This is a genomic window from Variovorax frigidus (assembly GCF_051216515.1).
Classification (GTDB): Bacteria; Pseudomonadota; Gammaproteobacteria; order Burkholderiales; family Burkholderiaceae_C; genus Variovorax.
The window spans coordinates 37,216-52,001 of sequence record NZ_JBPJZF010000010.1; the positions used below are offsets into that span (position 1 = coordinate 37,216).

13 protein-coding genes are annotated in these 14,786 nt (G+C 69.2%); 9 read left to right on the top strand and 4 right to left on the bottom strand.

What is annotated here, in order from left to right:
• Positions 1-73 precede the first annotated feature (73 nt).
• Positions 74-1,147, bottom strand: coding sequence for an ABC transporter ATP-binding protein (locus ACSFBC_RS26150; RefSeq protein ID WP_435513248.1), 1,074 nt, complete (start codon positions 1,145-1,147; stop codon positions 74-76).
• 149 nt (positions 1,148-1,296) lie between these two features.
• Here ACSFBC_RS26150 and ACSFBC_RS26155 point away from each other — a divergent pair, with 149 nt between their 5' ends.
• The 4 genes from ACSFBC_RS26155 to ACSFBC_RS26170 all read left to right on the top strand — a co-directional run bounded on the left by ACSFBC_RS26155 (position 1,297) and on the right by ACSFBC_RS26170 (position 5,786).
• Positions 1,297-2,091: a FadR/GntR family transcriptional regulator gene (locus ACSFBC_RS26155; protein ID WP_435513249.1), complete on the top strand. Its 795-nt coding sequence runs from the start codon at positions 1,297-1,299 to the stop codon at positions 2,089-2,091.
• 16 nt (positions 2,092-2,107) lie between these two features.
• Positions 2,108-3,124, top strand: a complete 1,017-nt coding sequence (gene denD / locus ACSFBC_RS26160) for a D-erythronate dehydrogenase (RefSeq protein ID WP_435513250.1) — start codon at positions 2,108-2,110, stop codon at positions 3,122-3,124.
• Positions 3,125-3,126: 2 nt separating this feature from the next.
• Positions 3,127-4,986 (top strand): IlvD/Edd family dehydratase, encoded by a 1,860-nt coding sequence (locus tag ACSFBC_RS26165; RefSeq protein WP_435513251.1) that lies wholly within the window; start codon positions 3,127-3,129, stop codon positions 4,984-4,986.
• 194 nt (positions 4,987-5,180) lie between these two features.
• A complete protein-coding gene (locus ACSFBC_RS26170) occupies positions 5,181-5,786 on the top strand; it encodes a DUF4124 domain-containing protein (protein ID WP_435513252.1) in 606 nt (201 codons plus the stop codon).
• Positions 5,787-5,798: 12 nt separating this feature from the next.
• Here ACSFBC_RS26170 and ACSFBC_RS26175 read toward each other — a convergent pair whose 3' ends face one another.
• From ACSFBC_RS26175 to ACSFBC_RS26185, 3 genes are all read right to left on the bottom strand, one after another.
• Entirely contained in the window at positions 5,799-6,569 is a 771-nt protein-coding gene (locus ACSFBC_RS26175) for an SDR family oxidoreductase (protein WP_219209985.1), read from the bottom strand.
• Between the two features lie 104 nt (positions 6,570-6,673).
• Positions 6,674-7,975 (bottom strand): leucine-rich repeat-containing protein kinase family protein, encoded by a 1,302-nt coding sequence (locus ACSFBC_RS26180; RefSeq protein ID WP_435513253.1) that lies wholly within the window; start codon positions 7,973-7,975, stop codon positions 6,674-6,676.
• Between the two features lie 33 nt (positions 7,976-8,008).
• Entirely contained in the window at positions 8,009-9,082 is a 1,074-nt protein-coding gene (locus ACSFBC_RS26185; RefSeq protein ID WP_435513254.1) for an MBL fold metallo-hydrolase, read from the bottom strand.
• Between the two features lie 117 nt (positions 9,083-9,199).
• Between ACSFBC_RS26185 and ACSFBC_RS26190 the strand changes: the two genes are divergently transcribed.
• From ACSFBC_RS26190 to ACSFBC_RS26210, 5 genes are all read left to right on the top strand, one after another.
• Complete coding sequence (locus ACSFBC_RS26190; RefSeq protein ID WP_435513255.1) at positions 9,200-9,631, top strand: MerR family transcriptional regulator; 432 nt, start codon at positions 9,200-9,202, stop codon at positions 9,629-9,631.
• A gap of 66 nt (positions 9,632-9,697) precedes the next feature.
• A complete protein-coding gene (gene can / locus ACSFBC_RS26195; RefSeq protein WP_435513256.1) occupies positions 9,698-10,486 on the top strand; it encodes a carbonate dehydratase in 789 nt (262 codons plus the stop codon).
• Complete coding sequence (aceK, locus tag ACSFBC_RS26200) at positions 10,467-12,287, top strand: bifunctional isocitrate dehydrogenase kinase/phosphatase (RefSeq protein ID WP_435513257.1); 1,821 nt, start codon at positions 10,467-10,469, stop codon at positions 12,285-12,287. The genes can and aceK overlap by 20 nt, the downstream gene beginning before the upstream one ends.
• A gap of 31 nt (positions 12,288-12,318) precedes the next feature.
• Positions 12,319-13,503: an acetyl-CoA C-acyltransferase gene (locus tag ACSFBC_RS26205; protein WP_435513258.1), complete on the top strand. Its 1,185-nt coding sequence runs from the start codon at positions 12,319-12,321 to the stop codon at positions 13,501-13,503.
• 5 nt (positions 13,504-13,508) lie between these two features.
• Entirely contained in the window at positions 13,509-14,777 is a 1,269-nt protein-coding gene (locus tag ACSFBC_RS26210) for a glutamate carboxypeptidase (protein WP_435513259.1), read from the top strand.
• Positions 14,778-14,786 lie beyond the last annotated feature (9 nt).

Genomic DNA, 14,786 nt, shown 5'->3' on the forward strand with positions numbered 1-14,786 from the left:
CCGGGCCGCTGGTGTTGCCCCCTGGAAGGGGGTTGGCGTAGCGACACGAAGTGCGCGAAGACTGGGGGTGTGCTCATCTCGCGAGGCGCTGGCCGCTCGCGGCATCGAACAGGTGCGCGCGTTGCAGGTCGGGTTGCAGATGGATCGTGCTGCCCGGCAGGAAGTCGTGCCGCTCGCGGAACACGGCCGACAGCTCCGCACCTTCATGGCGGCAGGCGACGAAGGTGTCCATGCCGGTGGGCTCCATCACCACCACGCGCGAGGGGATGCCGCCGCTCGCGGCCAGCGTCAGGTGCTCGGGCCGGGTGCCGTACACCACGGGCTGGCCGTCGGTGCCGCCGGCCTGCAGCGGGGCTGCGAGCAGGGTGCCGTCGTGGAGTTCGACATGGGCCGCACCGGCACCGCGGCGCAGCGTGCCGGGCAGGAAGTTCATCGAGGGCGAGCCGATGAAGCCCGCGACGAACTGGTTGGCCGGATGGTCGTAGAGCTCGAGCGGGCTGCCCGTCTGCTCGATGCGGCCGTCGCGCATCACCACGATCTTGTCGCCCATGGTCATGGCCTCGATCTGGTCGTGCGTGACGTAGATCGAGGTGGTCTTCAGGCGCTGGTGCAGTTCCTTGATCTCGCTGCGCATCGCGACGCGCAGCTTGGCGTCGAGGTTCGACAGCGGCTCGTCGAACAGGAAGACCTGCGGGTCGCGCACGATCGCGCGGCCCATGGCCACGCGCTGGCGCTGGCCGCCGGAAAGCTGGCGCGGGTAGCGGTCGAGCAGCGGCACCAGCGCGAGGATCTCGGCCGCGCGCTTCACCTTGGTCTCGATCGTGGCCTTGTCGGCCTTGGCCAGGGCCAGCGAGAAGGCCATGTTGTCGCGCACCGTCATGTGCGGGTACAGCGCGTAGTTCTGGAACACCATCGCGATGTCGCGCTCTTTCGGCGGCAGGTCGTTCACGCGCCGCTCGCCGATGCGGATCTCGCCGCCGTGGATCTCCTCGAGCCCCGCGATCATGCGCAGCAGCGTGGACTTGCCGCAGCCCGAGGGCCCCACCAGCACCGTGAACGAGCCGTCCGGAATATCGATGTCGACACCATGAAGGATGGCCACATCGCCGAAGCTCTTCTTGACCGCCTGAATCGTGACACTGGCCATGCAAGGAGTCCTCAAGATCGCAAAGGAGGGAGGCGACGCGGAGACTCCGCATCGCAGCCAGCGCAGTATCGACACTGCATCCGTGCTCCGGTATCAGGGCAAACCGGTAGGAGAAAACCCCTGTAGATTTGTATGATCACCTGATAACTGTGCTCCAAACCTTCGCTGCCGTGCAGGCCCTTTCCTCTTCTTCCGAACCCATCCGCCGGGTGGCCGATCGCCTGTCCGACCGCCTGGCGTCGCGCCTGGGTTCGCAGATCGAATCCGGCGCGCTGCGCCCGGGCGAGCGGCTGCCGACCGAGCAGCAGCTGGCCACCGAGCACGGCGTGTCGCGCACCGTGGTGCGCGAGGCCGTGCACCAGCTCAAATCGCGGTCGCTGGTGGTGTCGCGCCAGGGATCGGGCGTGTTCGTCGCCCAGACGCCGCTCAACCAGCCGCTGGCCTTCGACCCGGCCGTGCTCGGCTCGGTCCAGGCCGTGGTGCATGTGGTCGAGGTGCGGCGCGTGCTCGAGGGCGAGATTGCCGCGCTGGCGGCCGAGCGCGCCACGCGCAGCCAGATCGCCGCGCTGCGGCGTGCGCTCAAGGCCATCGACATGGCGGTCGCGGCCGGCCAGGACGGCGTGGCCGAAGACCTGGCCTTCCACCGCGTGATCGGCGAGGCCACCGGCAACCCGCAGTTCCGGCTGCTGCTGGGCTTTCTCGAGCAGTACCTGCGCGAAGGCATGCGCATCACGCGCGGCAACGAGGCGCGCCGCACCGACTTCATGCAGGCCGTGCAGCAGGAGCATCGCGCGATGGTCGAGGCGATCGCCGCGCGCGACCCCGACCGCGCACGTCGCTGCGCGACCGAACACATTCTTTCCGGCGAGCGCCGGCTGGTCGAGGGCGGCGTGATCGCCGGCCGCCGCCAGGCGGCGCGGAAATCACGAACGAGCAAACCCTGAACATGAAGGAGACACCATGAAACTGATGATCACCGGCGGCGGCGGCTTTCTGGGCGCCCGCCTGGCCCGCACCCTGCTCGCCCGCGGCACGCTCGCGGGCCAGCGCATCGACCGTGTCGTGCTGACCGACATCGCGCCGCCACCGGCCGACCTGCTGGCCGATGCGCGCGTCGAGGCGCGCACGGGGCCGCTGCTCACGCAGACCGAGGCGCTCAAGACCGAGGCCTTCGACGGCGTGTTCCACCTGGCCTCGGCCGTGTCCGGCGAATGCGAGGCCGACTTCGACTTGGGCCTGCGCTCCAACCTCGACAGCACGCGCGCGCTGCTCGACGCGCTGCGCGCCAACTTCAACACCGGCGGCAAGGTCACGCGCGTCGTGTTCTCGAGTTCGGTCGCGGTGTTCGGGCCCGACCCGGCCATCCCGTTCCCCAAGCTGGTGGCCGACGACACGCTGCCCACGCCGCAGACCTCCTACGGCACGCAGAAGCTGATCTGCGAACACCTGATCGCCGACTACACGCGCAAGGGCTACATCGACGGCCGCGCCGCGCGGCTCATGACCGTGACCGTGCGCCCGGGCAAGCCCAACGGCGCGGCTTCGTCCTTCTTCAGCGGCATCATCCGCGAGCCGCTCGCGGGCGTGGAATCGATCTGTCCGGTGTCGCCCGAGGTCTCGCACCCGATGGCCTCGCCCACGCGCACCGTCGAAGGCCTGATCGCGGTCTACGAAGCCACGCGCGAGGCCTTCGTGGGCCGCACCGCGCTCAACCTGCCGGGGCTCAACGTGCGCGTCGCCGACATGCTCGACGCGCTGGAGGAGGTGGCCGGCGACAAGGTGCGCGCGCTGGTGCGCTTCGAGCGCGACGAACGCGTGGCGAACATCGTGGCCAACTGGCCCAGCGGCTCGACCGCGGTGCGCGCGGCCGGGCTGGGCCTGCATCCGCACGACAACTTCGCCGACATCATCCGGCTCTACATCGAAGATTGCAAAGCGCTGCCCAACGCAGCCGAAACCCTGAAAGGCATGTCCTGAAAATGAAAAACAAGAGCCCCACGGCGAAACCCGGAGCCAAGAGCGCCGCAGCGACGAAGAAGGCCGCAGGCAAGAAGACCGTGCCGCAGACGCTGCGTTCGCAGGCCTGGTTCGACAACCCCGCCAACACCGACATGACCGCGCTCTACATCGAGCGCACCATGAACTTCGGCCTCGGCCTGGACGAGCTGCAGTCGGGCCGCCCGATCATCGGCATCGCGCAGACCGGCTCGGACATCGCGCCCTGCAACCGCCACCACCTGGTGCTGGCCGAGCGCACGCGCGAAGGCATCCGCGACGCGGGCGGCATCGCCTTCGAGTTCCCGATCCACCCGATCCAGGAGACCTGCAAGCGGCCCACGGCCTCGTTGGACCGCAACCTGCAGTACCTCTCGCTGGTCGAGATCCTCTATGGCTACCCGATCGACGGCGTGGTGCTCACCACCGGCTGCGACAAGACCACGCCGGCCCAGCTGATGGCGGCCGCCACGGTCGACATCCCGGCCATCGCGCTCAACTCGGGCCCGATGCTCAACGGCTGGTACAAGGGCGAGCGCACCGGCTCGGGCACCATCGTCTGGAAGGCGCGCGAGCTGCTGGCCGCAGGCGAGATCGACGACAAGGGCTTCCTCAAGCTGGTGGCTTCGTCGGCGCCGTCGACCGGCCACTGCAACACCATGGGCACGGCCTCGACCATGAACTCGCTGGCCGAGGCGCTGGGCATGACGCTGCCGGGCAGCGCGGCCATTCCCGCGCCCTACCGCGACCGCCAGGAGATGGCCTACATGACGGGCCGCCGCATCGTCGAGATGGTGCGCGAGAACCTCAAGCCCTCGGACATCATGACCCGCGCGGCCTTCGAGAACGCGATCGTCGTGAACTCGGCCATCGGCGGCTCGACCAATGCGCCGATCCACCTGAACGCCATCGCGCGCCACATCGGCGTCGAGCTGCACACGGCCGACTGGGAGAAGCACGGCTACAAGATCCCGCTGCTGGTCAACCTGCAGCCGGCCGGCGAGTACCTGGGCGAGGACTACTACCGCGCGGGTGGCGTGCCGGCCGTGGTGGCCGAGCTGATCGGCAAGAACCTGATCCAGCCCGCGCTCACGGTCAACGGCAAGACGCTGATCGAGAACTGCGAAGGCCGCTTCACCGAGGACCGGAAGGTGATCTTCCCCTACGCCAAGCCGATGAAGAAGAACGCCGGCTTCCTCAACTTCAAGGGCAACCTGTTCGACTCCGCGATCATGAAGACCAGCGTGATCGGCCCCGAGTTCCACCAGCGCTACCTCGAGAACCCGGCCGACCCGATGGCTTTCGAAGGCACGGCCGTTGTGTTCGACGGCCCCGAGGACTACCACGCGCGCATCGACGATCCGAAGATGAAGATCGACGAACACAGCGTGCTGTTCATGCGCGGCGTGGGCCCGGTGGGCTACCCCGGCGCGGCCGAGGTGGTGAACATGCGCGCGCCCAGCTATCTGCTGAAGAAGGGCATCACCGCGCTGCCCTGCATCGGCGACGGCCGCCAGTCGGGCACGTCGGGCTCGCCATCGATCCTCAATGCCTCGCCCGAAGCGGCCACGGGCGGCGCGCTGGCGCTGCTCAAGACCGGCGACCGCGTGCGCATCGACCTGAAGAAGCGCACCGCGAACATGCTCGTGTCCGACGAGGAGCTGGCCCGGCGCCGCGCCAAGCTGGAAGCCGCGGGCGGCTATCCGTACCCGCCGAGCCAGACGCCGTGGCAGGAGATCCAGCGCGGCGTGATCGGCGAGCTGTCGGAGGGCATGGTGCTCAAGCCGGCGGTGAAGTACCAGAAGATCCACGCCACGTACGGCATCCCGCGCGACAACCACTGAGAACGCGCGAATGAACCTGCTGCGCACCCCGGTCCCGCACCTGCGGTCCTCACCGCACGGGAGTGCGGCGCCGGTCCTCGGTGCAGGCTCGGGACGCTCGCGACGGTTCCTTCACGCGTTCTCGCGCTGCGGTTGATCCTTGGTCAGAATGCGGGGTGCGGCTGTGCCGCATCCTGCTTCTCCATGGGGTCGCCATGAAACGTCTTCTCGCGCTCTGCCTTCTGTCGATCGGCCTTGCCGGCACGTCCGCCGCGCAGGTCATGCGCTGCGTCGACGCGACCGGCCGCGTGAGCTACACCGACGCCGCCTGCCCCGCCGAGACGCGCCGCGCCGAGGCGGTGCAGGGCGTCGAGGCCACCGAGCGCCGCAGCGAGCCGGAGGGCGCACGCCGTCAGGAGCAGCTCGACAGCGTGGAGCGTGCGAGCCGGCTGCAGCGCGAGACGGTCGAGGCTGCCACGCCCCCCGCAGCGCCCGCGCCGAGCGGCCCGATCGTGCTCGACGCGCGACCCAACGAACGCATCGATGCGCAACGCGAGAGCGACCGGCGCCGCGCCGAGGCCGAGCGGGCCCGGCAGGACGAATGGGCCGACCGGGTCGATCGTGCCAACGGCGAGGGCCGCTACGGCTATCCCCGGCCCGCGCGGCCCCAGGACATGCGCCCGCGCATCCGGAACTGCGGCCCCTCGGGCTGCAACGACACGCAGGGCAACCACTACGACCACAGCGGCAAGCTCGACCGCTACACGCGGCCCGACGGCCGGACCTGCCGGCCCGTAGGCACCACCGTGGTCTGCAACTGAGGCCGGGCGCGCTCAGCGCGTGTACATCACTCCGCCGTCGACCACCAGCGTCGCGCCCATCACGTAGTCGCCCGCGCGCGAAGCCAGGAAGATGGCCGCGCCGGCCATGTCCTCGGGCGTGCCGATGCGGCCGGCAGGGATGCGGGCCTTGACCTCGTCGCCGTGGTCGCGCGCGTCCTTGTTCATGTCCGATGCAAAAGCACCGGGGGCGATCGCACTCACGGCGATGCGCTCGGGCGCGAGGTGCAGCGCCATGCGGCGCGTGAGGTGCACCAGGCCGGCCTTGCTGGCCGCGTACGAGTAGGTTTCCTGAGGGTTCACCGACAGGCCGTCGATCGAGGCGATGTGGATCACCTTGGCCAGGTGGTCGGTGGCGGCCTTCTTGAGCATCGGCGTGAGCGCCTGGGTCAGGAAGAAGGGCGCCTTGAGGTTGAGGTCGACCACCTTGTCCCAGCCGCTTTCCGGGAACTCCGCATAGGGTGCGCCCCAGGCCGCGCCGGCGTTGTTGACCAGGATGTCGAGCGAGTCCTCGTGCTTGGCATAGGCCGCGACCAGCGCATGCGCGCCTTCCACGGTCGACACGTCGCCCGGCAGCGAGATGCAGGTGCCGAAGGCCGACAGCTCCTTGGCGGTCTGGTCGCAGGCCGCGGCCTTGCGGGCCGAGATGTAGACGCGGGCGCCCTGGGCGAGGAAGCCCTCGGCGATCATGCGGCCGATGCCGCGCGAGCCGCCGGTGATGAGCGCGCTGCGGCCTTGCAGGGAAAAGAGTTGGCTGGTGTCCATGCGGTGTCTCCTGAGAACGTCGATCACGCCGTCGAGCGGCGGCGGTGCAGCTTAGTGTCAGCCCGCAGCGGGCGCCGTCGCCAAGGTGCCAGCCTCGGCCCCGTTCATTCGGCCAGGGTGTGCGCGATCTCGTCGAACGACGGGCGCGCCGCCGGGTCGGACTGCAGGCAGCGCGCGGCGATCAAAGCCAATGGGGCCCGCAACGAGGCCGTGGGGTCGCTGTGCTGCAGCAGTTCTTCGGCGAGGCAGCCGAAGGCGCGCGCTTCGAGGCGTTGCAGGGCGTCGGAGTCCGCGGCGAGAAACGAGGCCGCGCCCAGGTCGCCCAGCCGCGCCTCGCCGTCGCTGCGCCAGAGGATGTTGTGGCCGTACATGTCGCCGTGCAGCAGGCCGCGCGCGTGCAGGTCGGCCACGGCCTCGGCGATGCCGCGCGCGAGCCGCAGCGCGACCTCGGGCGCGAAACGCGTGCCCTCGGCATAGACGTCGCGGGTGCAGCTGTCGAGGCTGGGCGGGCCGGCCAGCGTGGCGAAGGTCGCGTCGGCCCAGGGCATCACCAGGCCTTCGGTGCCGTCGGGATGGCTGCTCAGCCGGCCTTCGGCGCCGATGCGGTGGCGGTGCGCGCCGGCCGCCAGGCTCGCGGCCAGTTCGCTCTGCGGCGCGCCGTCGCTGGTGAGCGTGCCCTTGAACAGCTTGAGCGCGACATCGCGTGGCCCGCCCGGTGCATCGGCCCAGGTGGCGCGATGGATCACGCCCGAGGCGCCTTCCCCGACGCGCTCCTGCACGGCCAGCGCCCGCCAGTCGATGGCCGGCAGCGGCGGATCGGCCAGTACCGCGGCTTCGCGCGCCGCGTTCAGCGGGTTGCCGCCGAAGGCCAGCCAGCTCAGGCGCGGCATCCGCGGCAGCCAGGCGGGCAGCGCGTCGAAACGGTTGGCGGCGATGCGCAGCAGTTCGAGCCGCTCGCAGCCGGCCAGCGAGGGCGGCAGGGCCTGCAGCCGGTTGCCGGCGAGCATGAGCTTCTGCAGCCGATGGCACTGGCCCAGCGCCTCGGGCAAGCGTTCGATCGTGTTGTCGGTCAGGATCAGCCAGCGCAGCCGCGGCGGCAGCGCGGCGGCCGGCACCTCGGCGATGCGGTTGGCCTTGAAGCCGACCATCTCGAGCTGTGCGCAACGGCCCAGGCTCGCGGGCAGCGTGGTGAAGCGGTTGTCCGAACAGAACAGCACGCGCAGCTTGTGCAGGCGGTGCAGGTCCTCGGGCAGCGCGTCCAGCGCGTTGCCCGAGAGGTCGAGGATTTCCAGCGTGTCAGCCAGCGCGAAGATCTCGCGCGGAAAGGCCGTGAGGCCTTCGCGCAATGCGAGGCGTCTGGCGCCGTCGAGCTGGCCGCCGCGCAGGCGGGAGAGGGTGTCGTTCATGCAGCGCCGAGCATGCCACGGCGCCGATGCGAATCAGGCGGTCGCGGCCAGGCTGAAGCGGTAGATGCCGTCGCTGTCCAGCGTGCGGCGCAGCTGGCCTGCATGCCACAGCAGGTGCAGGTGGGCGATGGTCTCGCCCATCGCGAAGGTCAGCTGGTGCAGGTCGAGTTCGCGCTTGAACATGATCGGCACGCCGTCGGCAGCGCTCAGTGCGCGCTGGCTGCAGCCAGCGAGCAGTTCGGCCAGGCGGTCGCGGTGGTGCTCCTCGAGCTGTTCGACGCGCCGGTGCACGCCGGTGAAGGGCTTGCCGTGCGAAGGCAGCGCGAGCACGTCGACCGGCAGCGTGCGGAAGCGCGCGATGCTGTCGAGGAACATGCGCAGCGAGTTCCCTTCGGGCTCGTCGGCCTGCACGCTCACATTGGTCGAGATGCGCGGCAGCATCATGTCGCCGCCGATCAGCAGGTTGAGCGCCTCGCAGTACAGCGCGATGTGTTCGGGGGCGTGGCCGTAGCCGCTGATGCAGCGCCAGGCCTGGCCGCCGATGGTGACCGTGCCGCCGTCGATCAGCCGCACGTAGCTCGGCGGCAGGCCGGGCACCATGTTGCGGTAGTAGTCGGCGCGCGAGCGGATCTTCTCCACCGCCTCGGCATCGACCAGGCCGTGCGAGGCGAAGAAGCGGGCGGCCACGTCGCCGCCGGCCGCGTTGTCCATGCCGTGAGGGCTGGTGAGGTTGCGCGCCACGTAGTAGTCGGTGGCGCTCATCCACAGCGGCGCGTTCCAGCGCTCGCACAGCCACTGCGCGAGCCCGACGTGGTCGGGGTGCATGTGGGTCACGATCACGCGCAGGATCGGCAGGCCTTCGAGCTGCGTGGCGAACACCTGCTCCCACTGCGCCTTGGCCTCGTCGCGCGCGATGCAGCAGTCCACCACCGTCCAGCCCTCGACCCCGTCAAGCGTGTCGCGCATCAGCCAGAGGTTGATGTGGTCCAGCGCGAAGGGCAGGCTCATGCGGATCCAGCGCACGCCGGGCGCGACCTCGACGGTGTCGCCAGGCGCCGGCAGCCGGTCGCCGAGGGGGTAGTGGAGTTCGCGTTCGAGAAGGTTCATGTAAGATTGACGTTGACGTAAACGTCACGTAGTGGGCCTTCATTGTAGGCAGAGGTGCGCCGATGCGCTGTCGCCACCGTGATGACCCCGTTTTCGTTCTCACCGCCGCAGGCGTCCATGCCCTCATCGACCTATTCCATCAGCGAGCTGGCCCAGGAATTCGATCTCACCACGCGTGCGATCCGTTTCTACGAGGACAAGGGTCTGCTGGCGCCCGAGCGTTCGGGCGCGGGTGGCCTGCAGCGGGTCTACAGCGCGCGCGACCGCACGCGGCTCGCGCTCACGCTGCGCGCCAAGCGGCTGGGCCTGAGCCTGGACGAGGCCAGGGACATCCTCGACATCTACGACAGCCCGCGCGACACGGTGGTGCAATTGCAGAAGTTCCTGGACGTGCTGGGCGTGCACCGCGGCCAGCTCGAGGCGCAGCTGGCCGAACTGCAGGCCAACCTGGCCGAGGTGCGCGACCAGGAGCAGCAGGCGCGCGACACGCTGGCTCGGGCGCAAAAGCCGGTCAGGCCGGCCAGGGCCGCGAAGTCGCGCTTGCGATGACCCTGGCCCGCCCCGCGAAAAACGTCCCGAAGCCATCCCAAGATACCCGTCACCGACAATACGACCATGCCTGAAAACAACCGCGACGACTCCCTCGACGATCTGTTTGCCCACAACCGCGCCTGGTCCGCCCAGATGGAGCGCGACCGCCCCGGCTTCTTCACCGGCCTGGTGAAGCAGCAGACGCCGCGCTACATGTGGATCGGCTGCTCCGACAGCCGCGTGCCCGCCAACCAGATCACCGGCCTCGAACCCGGCGAAGTGTTCGTGCACCGCAACGTGGCCAACATCGTGGTGCACTCCGACCTCAACGCGCTGTCGGCGATCCAGTTCGCCGTCGAGCACCTGAAGGTCGAGCACATCATGGTGGTGGGCCACTACGGCTGCGCCGGCGTCAAGGCCGCCTTGAGCGGCAAGCGCATCGGCCTGGCCGACAACTGGATCCGCCACATCCAGGACGTGCGCGACCGCCACATCGTGATGCTCGATAGCCTGCCCGAGGAAGTGCGCGCCGATGCGCTGTGCGAACTCAACGTGGCCGAGCAGGTGGTCAACGTGGCGGTGAGCACCGTGATGGTCGACGCCTGGAGCCGCGGCCAGAAGGTGCGCATCCACGGCTGGAGCTTCGGCGTGCACGACGGCCTGCTGCAGGACCTGGAGCTCAGCGTCAACGGCACCAAGCCGCTCGACGCGATCTACAAGGCCGCGGTGCAGCGCATCCGCTACAAGTGGAGCAAGCCCGGCGAAGCGCTGACGATCTCGCCGCGCCCGAAGGCCGAGGAGCCGACGCGCGCCCCGGCAACACCGAGCATGGACCTGGACGGCGCGCCCGACCATGTTCCCCCAACGGCTTGATTCGCCGCTGGCCTACGACATCGCGAAGGCGCTGATCGACGGCTTCAATCGGCACTACCGCCTGTTCCGTGGGGAGTCGGCGCGTGCCAAGCATCGTTTCGAAACCGCCGACTGGCACGGCCAGCAGCGGGCCCAGCGCGAGCGCATCGAGTTCTACGACCTGCGCGTGGGCGAGGCCGTGGCCCGGCTCGAGAAGGAGTTCAAGGCCGGCGAGCAGCCGATGACAGTGTGGCACCAGGTCAAGCTGCACTACATCGGGCTCCTGGTCGACCACCACCAGCCCGAGTTGGCCGAGAGCTTCTTCAACTCGGTGACCACCAAGATCCTGCACCGCGCGTACTTCCAGAACGACTTCATCTTCGTGCGCCCGGCGATCAGCACCGAGTACATCGAGCCGCGCGGCGCGCCGACCTATCGCCCTTACTACCCGGCCCACGACACGCTGGCCCAGACCGTCGAGCGCATGCTCGAGGACTTCGCGCTGCAGGGCCGCTTCGTCGACCGCACGCGCGATGCCGAGCGCGTCGCGGCCGCGGTGCGCGGGCGCTTCCACCAGGTCAAGCTGCGCGCCAACTTCCAGCTGCAGGTGCTGTCCGGCCTGTTCTACCGGAACAAGGGCGCCTACGTGGTGGGCAAGATCATCAACGGCTATGTCGAGCTGCCCTTCGCGCTGCCGATCCTGCACGACGCCGAGGGCCGCCTGCACGTCGATGCGGTGCTGTTCGGCGAGGACGAGCTGCAGATGCTCTTCAGCTTCGCACGCGCCTACTTCATGGTCGACATGGAGGTGCCCTCGGCCTGGGTGCAGTTCCTGCGCTCGCTGATGCCGCGCAAGCCGCGCGCCGAGATCTACAACGCGCTGGGCCTGGCCAAACAGGGCAAGACGCTGTTCTACCGCGACTTCCTCTCGCACCTGAACTTCAGCAGCGACCGCTTCCGCATCGCACCCGGCATCAAGGGCATGGTGATGCTGGTGTTCGACCTGCCGTCCTTTCCCTACGTGTTCAAGCTCATCAAGGACTTCTTCCCGCCGCCCAAGGAAACCACGCGCGAACAGGTCAAGGCCAAGTACCAGCTGGTCAAGCAGCACGACCGCGTGGGCCGCATGGCCGACACGCTGGAGTACAGCGACGTGGGCTTTCCGCTCGACCGTTTCGAGCCTGCGCTGATCGAGGAGATCCGCCGGTTCGCGCCGAGCCAGCTCGAGATCGGCGACCGCGACGGCAACGGCGAGAAGGAGATCGTGCTCCGTCACGTCTACATCGAGCGCCGCATGATCCCGCTCAACCTCTACCTGCAGGAGACCTTCGACCTGCTCGCGCATCCCGAGAGCGAAGCCCAGGCCAGGCGCGCGAAGGACCAGCTGGTGCACGCGGTGGTCGAGTACGGCAACGCGATCAAGGACATGGTGGCGGCGAACATCTTTCCGGGCGACATGCTGTGGAAGAACTTCGGCGTCACGCGCAACGGCAAGGTCGTGTTCTACGACTACGACGAGATCGAGTACCTGACCGACTGCAACTTCCGCCGCGTGCCCGAGGCGCGCAACGAGGAGGACGAGATGAGCGGCGAGGTCTGGTACGCGGTCGGACCCAAGGACGTGTTCCCCGAGACCTTCGCCCCCTTCCTGCTGGGCAACGACGCGGTGCGAGAGGCCTTCATGGCGCACCATGCCGACCTGCTCGACGCCGCGTTCTGGCAGCAGCACCAGCAGCGCATCCGCGCCGGCCAGATGCTCGACGTGTTTCCCTACGACGCGGCGCAGCGCTTCGCGCACGACGTGCATGCCACCCATTTCTGATCCGCACTTTCAACTTTCCAAGGAGACCCACATGTCCGAATCCATCGTCATCGTCGGCGCCGCACGCACCCCCATGGGCGCGTTCCAGGGCGACTTCTCATCCCTGTCGGCCCATGACCTGGGCGGCGCCGCGATCAAGGCCGCCGTCGAGCGCGCGGGCATCGACCCGGCCGTGGTCGGCGAGGTGCTGTTCGGCAACTGCCTGATGGCGGGCCAGGGCCAGGCGCCGGCGCGCCAGGCCGCGTACAAGGGCGGCCTGCCCGACGCCGCGGGCGCGGTCACGCTCAGCAAGATGTGCGGCTCGGCCATGAAGGCCGCGATGCTGTCGCACGACATGCTGCTGGCCGGCACGCACGATGTCATGGTCGCGGGCGGCATGGAGAGCATGACCAACGCGCCCTACCTGATGCTCAAGGGCCGCGGCGGCTACCGCATGGGCCACGACCGGATCTTCGACCACATGATGCTCGACGGCCTGGAAGACGCCTACCAGCCGGGCCGCTCGATGGGCACCTTCGGCGAGGACTGTGCGGCCAAGTACAGCTTCACCCGCGAGCAGCAGGACGCCTTCGCGACCGCCAGCGTCGAGCGCGCCAAGCAGGCCACGGCCGACGGCCTGTTCAAGACCGAGATCACGCCCGTGACGGTCAAGAGCCGCAGCGGCGAGACGGTGATTTCGATCGACGAAGGCCCGGGCAAGGTCAAGCTCGACAAGATCGCCACGCTCAAGCCCGCGTTCAAGAAGGACGGCGGCACCATCACCGCGGCCTCGAGCTCGTCGATCAACGACGGCGCGGCCGCACTGGTCATGACCACCGCCTCGCAGGCGCAGAAGCTGGGCGCGAAGCCCATCGCCCGCATCGTCGGCCACGCCACGCACGCGCAGCAGCCCGAGTGGTTCTCGACCGCGCCGGTGGGCGCCGTCGCCAAGCTGTTCAAGAAGATCGGCTGGAGCGTCAAGGACGTCGACCTGTGGGAAGTCAATGAAGCCTTCGCGGTGGTGCCGATGGCGCTGATGAAGGAACTGGGCGTGTCGCACGACATCGTCAACGTGCACGGCGGCGCCTGCGCGCTGGGCCACCCGATCGGCGCGAGCGGCGCCCGCATCATGGTCACGCTGATCCATGCGCTGCAGTCGCGCGGCCTGAAGCGCGGCGTGGCCACGCTGTGCATCGGCGGCGGCGAAGGCACGGCCGTGGCCCTGGAACTGCTGTGAGCGCGATGACGTTCCACGCTCCCCGCACCGCCCTGCGCCTCAGCGCACTCGCGCTCTGCATGGCGGCCCTGGTGCCGGCGGCCTGGGCCCAGAAGCGCGACAACGTGCTGTTCGACGCCGCGACCGCCGAGCAGCCGGCAGTCGTGAGGACGCTCGAGCGGCTGGTCAATGTCGAGAGCGGCACCGGCGACGCCGAAGGCATCGCGGCGGCGGGCAAGCTGCTCGAGGACGAGCTCAAGGCGCTCGGCTTCAGCGTCACGCGGCACAAGGCGGTGGCGCCCGCGGTCGGCGACAACATCGTCGGCAAGCTGCGCGGCCGGCTCGACGGCAAGGCCGGCAGGCACCTGCTGCTGCTCTCGCACATGGACACGGTCTACCCGCGCGGCATGCTGGCACGCGCACCCTTCCGCATCGAAGGCAACAAGGCCTACGGGCCGGGCATCGCCGACGACAAGGGCGGCAGCGCGGTGATCCTGCATGCGCTCAAGGTGCTCACCACCTACGGCTTCCGCGACTTCGGCAGCCTCACCGTGCTGTTCAACGTCGACGAGGAAAGAGGCTCCTTCGGCTCGCGCGACCTGATCCAGAGCGAGGCCCGCGCGGCCGACTACGTGCTGTCCTTCGAGCCCACCAACGCCGAGCGCGAGAGCTTCTACCTGGGCACCTCGGGCATCGCCTACGTGCAGGCCGACATCAAGGGCAAGGCTTCGCATGCGGGCGCGGCGCCCGAGCTGGGCATCAACGCGCTGGTCGAGGCCTCGGACCTGGTGCTGCGCACGCAGGACATCGACGACAAGGCGCGCGGCCTGCGCTTCAACTGGACCGTGGCCAAGGCCGGCACGGTGTCGAACATCATCCCCGACAGCGCCACGCTCAATGCCGACGTGCGCTACGCACGCAACGAGGACCTCGAGGCCGCGCTCAAGGTGCTGGAAGAACGCGCCCAGGCGCGCAAGCTGCCGGGCGCCGAAGTCAAGATCACCGTCACGCGCGGCCGGCCGGCCTTCAATGCCGGCCCCGAGGGCCGCAAGCTGATCGACAAGGCCAGCACTTTCTACCGCGAGGCCGGCGGCCAGCTAGAGGTCGACGAGCGCAGCGGCGGCGGCACCGACGCGGCCTATGCGGGCCTGTCGGGCAAGCCGGTGATCGAGGGCCTGGGCCTGCCGGGCTTCGGCTACCACAGCGACAAGGCCGAGTACGTGCTGCTCGACGCGATCCCGCGCCGGCTCTACATGACGGCGCGGCTGATCATGGAACTGGGCCAGGCCAAGTAAGCCGGTCGA

Bases quoted from the DNA above. Each gene is read 5' to 3' on its own strand.
- ACSFBC_RS26210 (WP_435513259.1), top strand. From the start codon at position 13,509: ATGACGTTCCACGCTCCCCGCACCGCCCTGCGCCTCAGCGCACTCGCG.
- ACSFBC_RS26150 (WP_435513248.1), bottom strand. From the start codon at position 1,147: ATGGCCAGTGTCACGATTCAGGCGGTCAAGAAGAGCTTCGGCGATGTG.
- ACSFBC_RS26165 (WP_435513251.1), top strand. From the start codon at position 3,127: ATGAAAAACAAGAGCCCCACGGCGAAACCCGGAGCCAAGAGCGCCGCA.
- ACSFBC_RS26205 (WP_435513258.1), top strand. From the start codon at position 12,319: ATGTCCGAATCCATCGTCATCGTCGGCGCCGCACGCACCCCCATGGGC.
- ACSFBC_RS26170 (WP_435513252.1), top strand. From the start codon at position 5,181: ATGAAACGTCTTCTCGCGCTCTGCCTTCTGTCGATCGGCCTTGCCGGC.
- ACSFBC_RS26180 (WP_435513253.1), bottom strand. From the start codon at position 7,975: ATGAACGACACCCTCTCCCGCCTGCGCGGCGGCCAGCTCGACGGCGCC.
- ACSFBC_RS26175 (WP_219209985.1), bottom strand. From the start codon at position 6,569: ATGGACACCAGCCAACTCTTTTCCCTGCAAGGCCGCAGCGCGCTCATC.
- ACSFBC_RS26190 (WP_435513255.1), top strand. From the start codon at position 9,200: ATGCCCTCATCGACCTATTCCATCAGCGAGCTGGCCCAGGAATTCGAT.
- ACSFBC_RS26185 (WP_435513254.1), bottom strand. From the start codon at position 9,082: ATGAACCTTCTCGAACGCGAACTCCACTACCCCCTCGGCGACCGGCTG.
- denD (WP_435513250.1), top strand. From the start codon at position 2,108: ATGAAACTGATGATCACCGGCGGCGGCGGCTTTCTGGGCGCCCGCCTG.
- can (WP_435513256.1), top strand. From the start codon at position 9,698: ATGCCTGAAAACAACCGCGACGACTCCCTCGACGATCTGTTTGCCCAC.
- aceK (WP_435513257.1), top strand. From the start codon at position 10,467: ATGTTCCCCCAACGGCTTGATTCGCCGCTGGCCTACGACATCGCGAAG.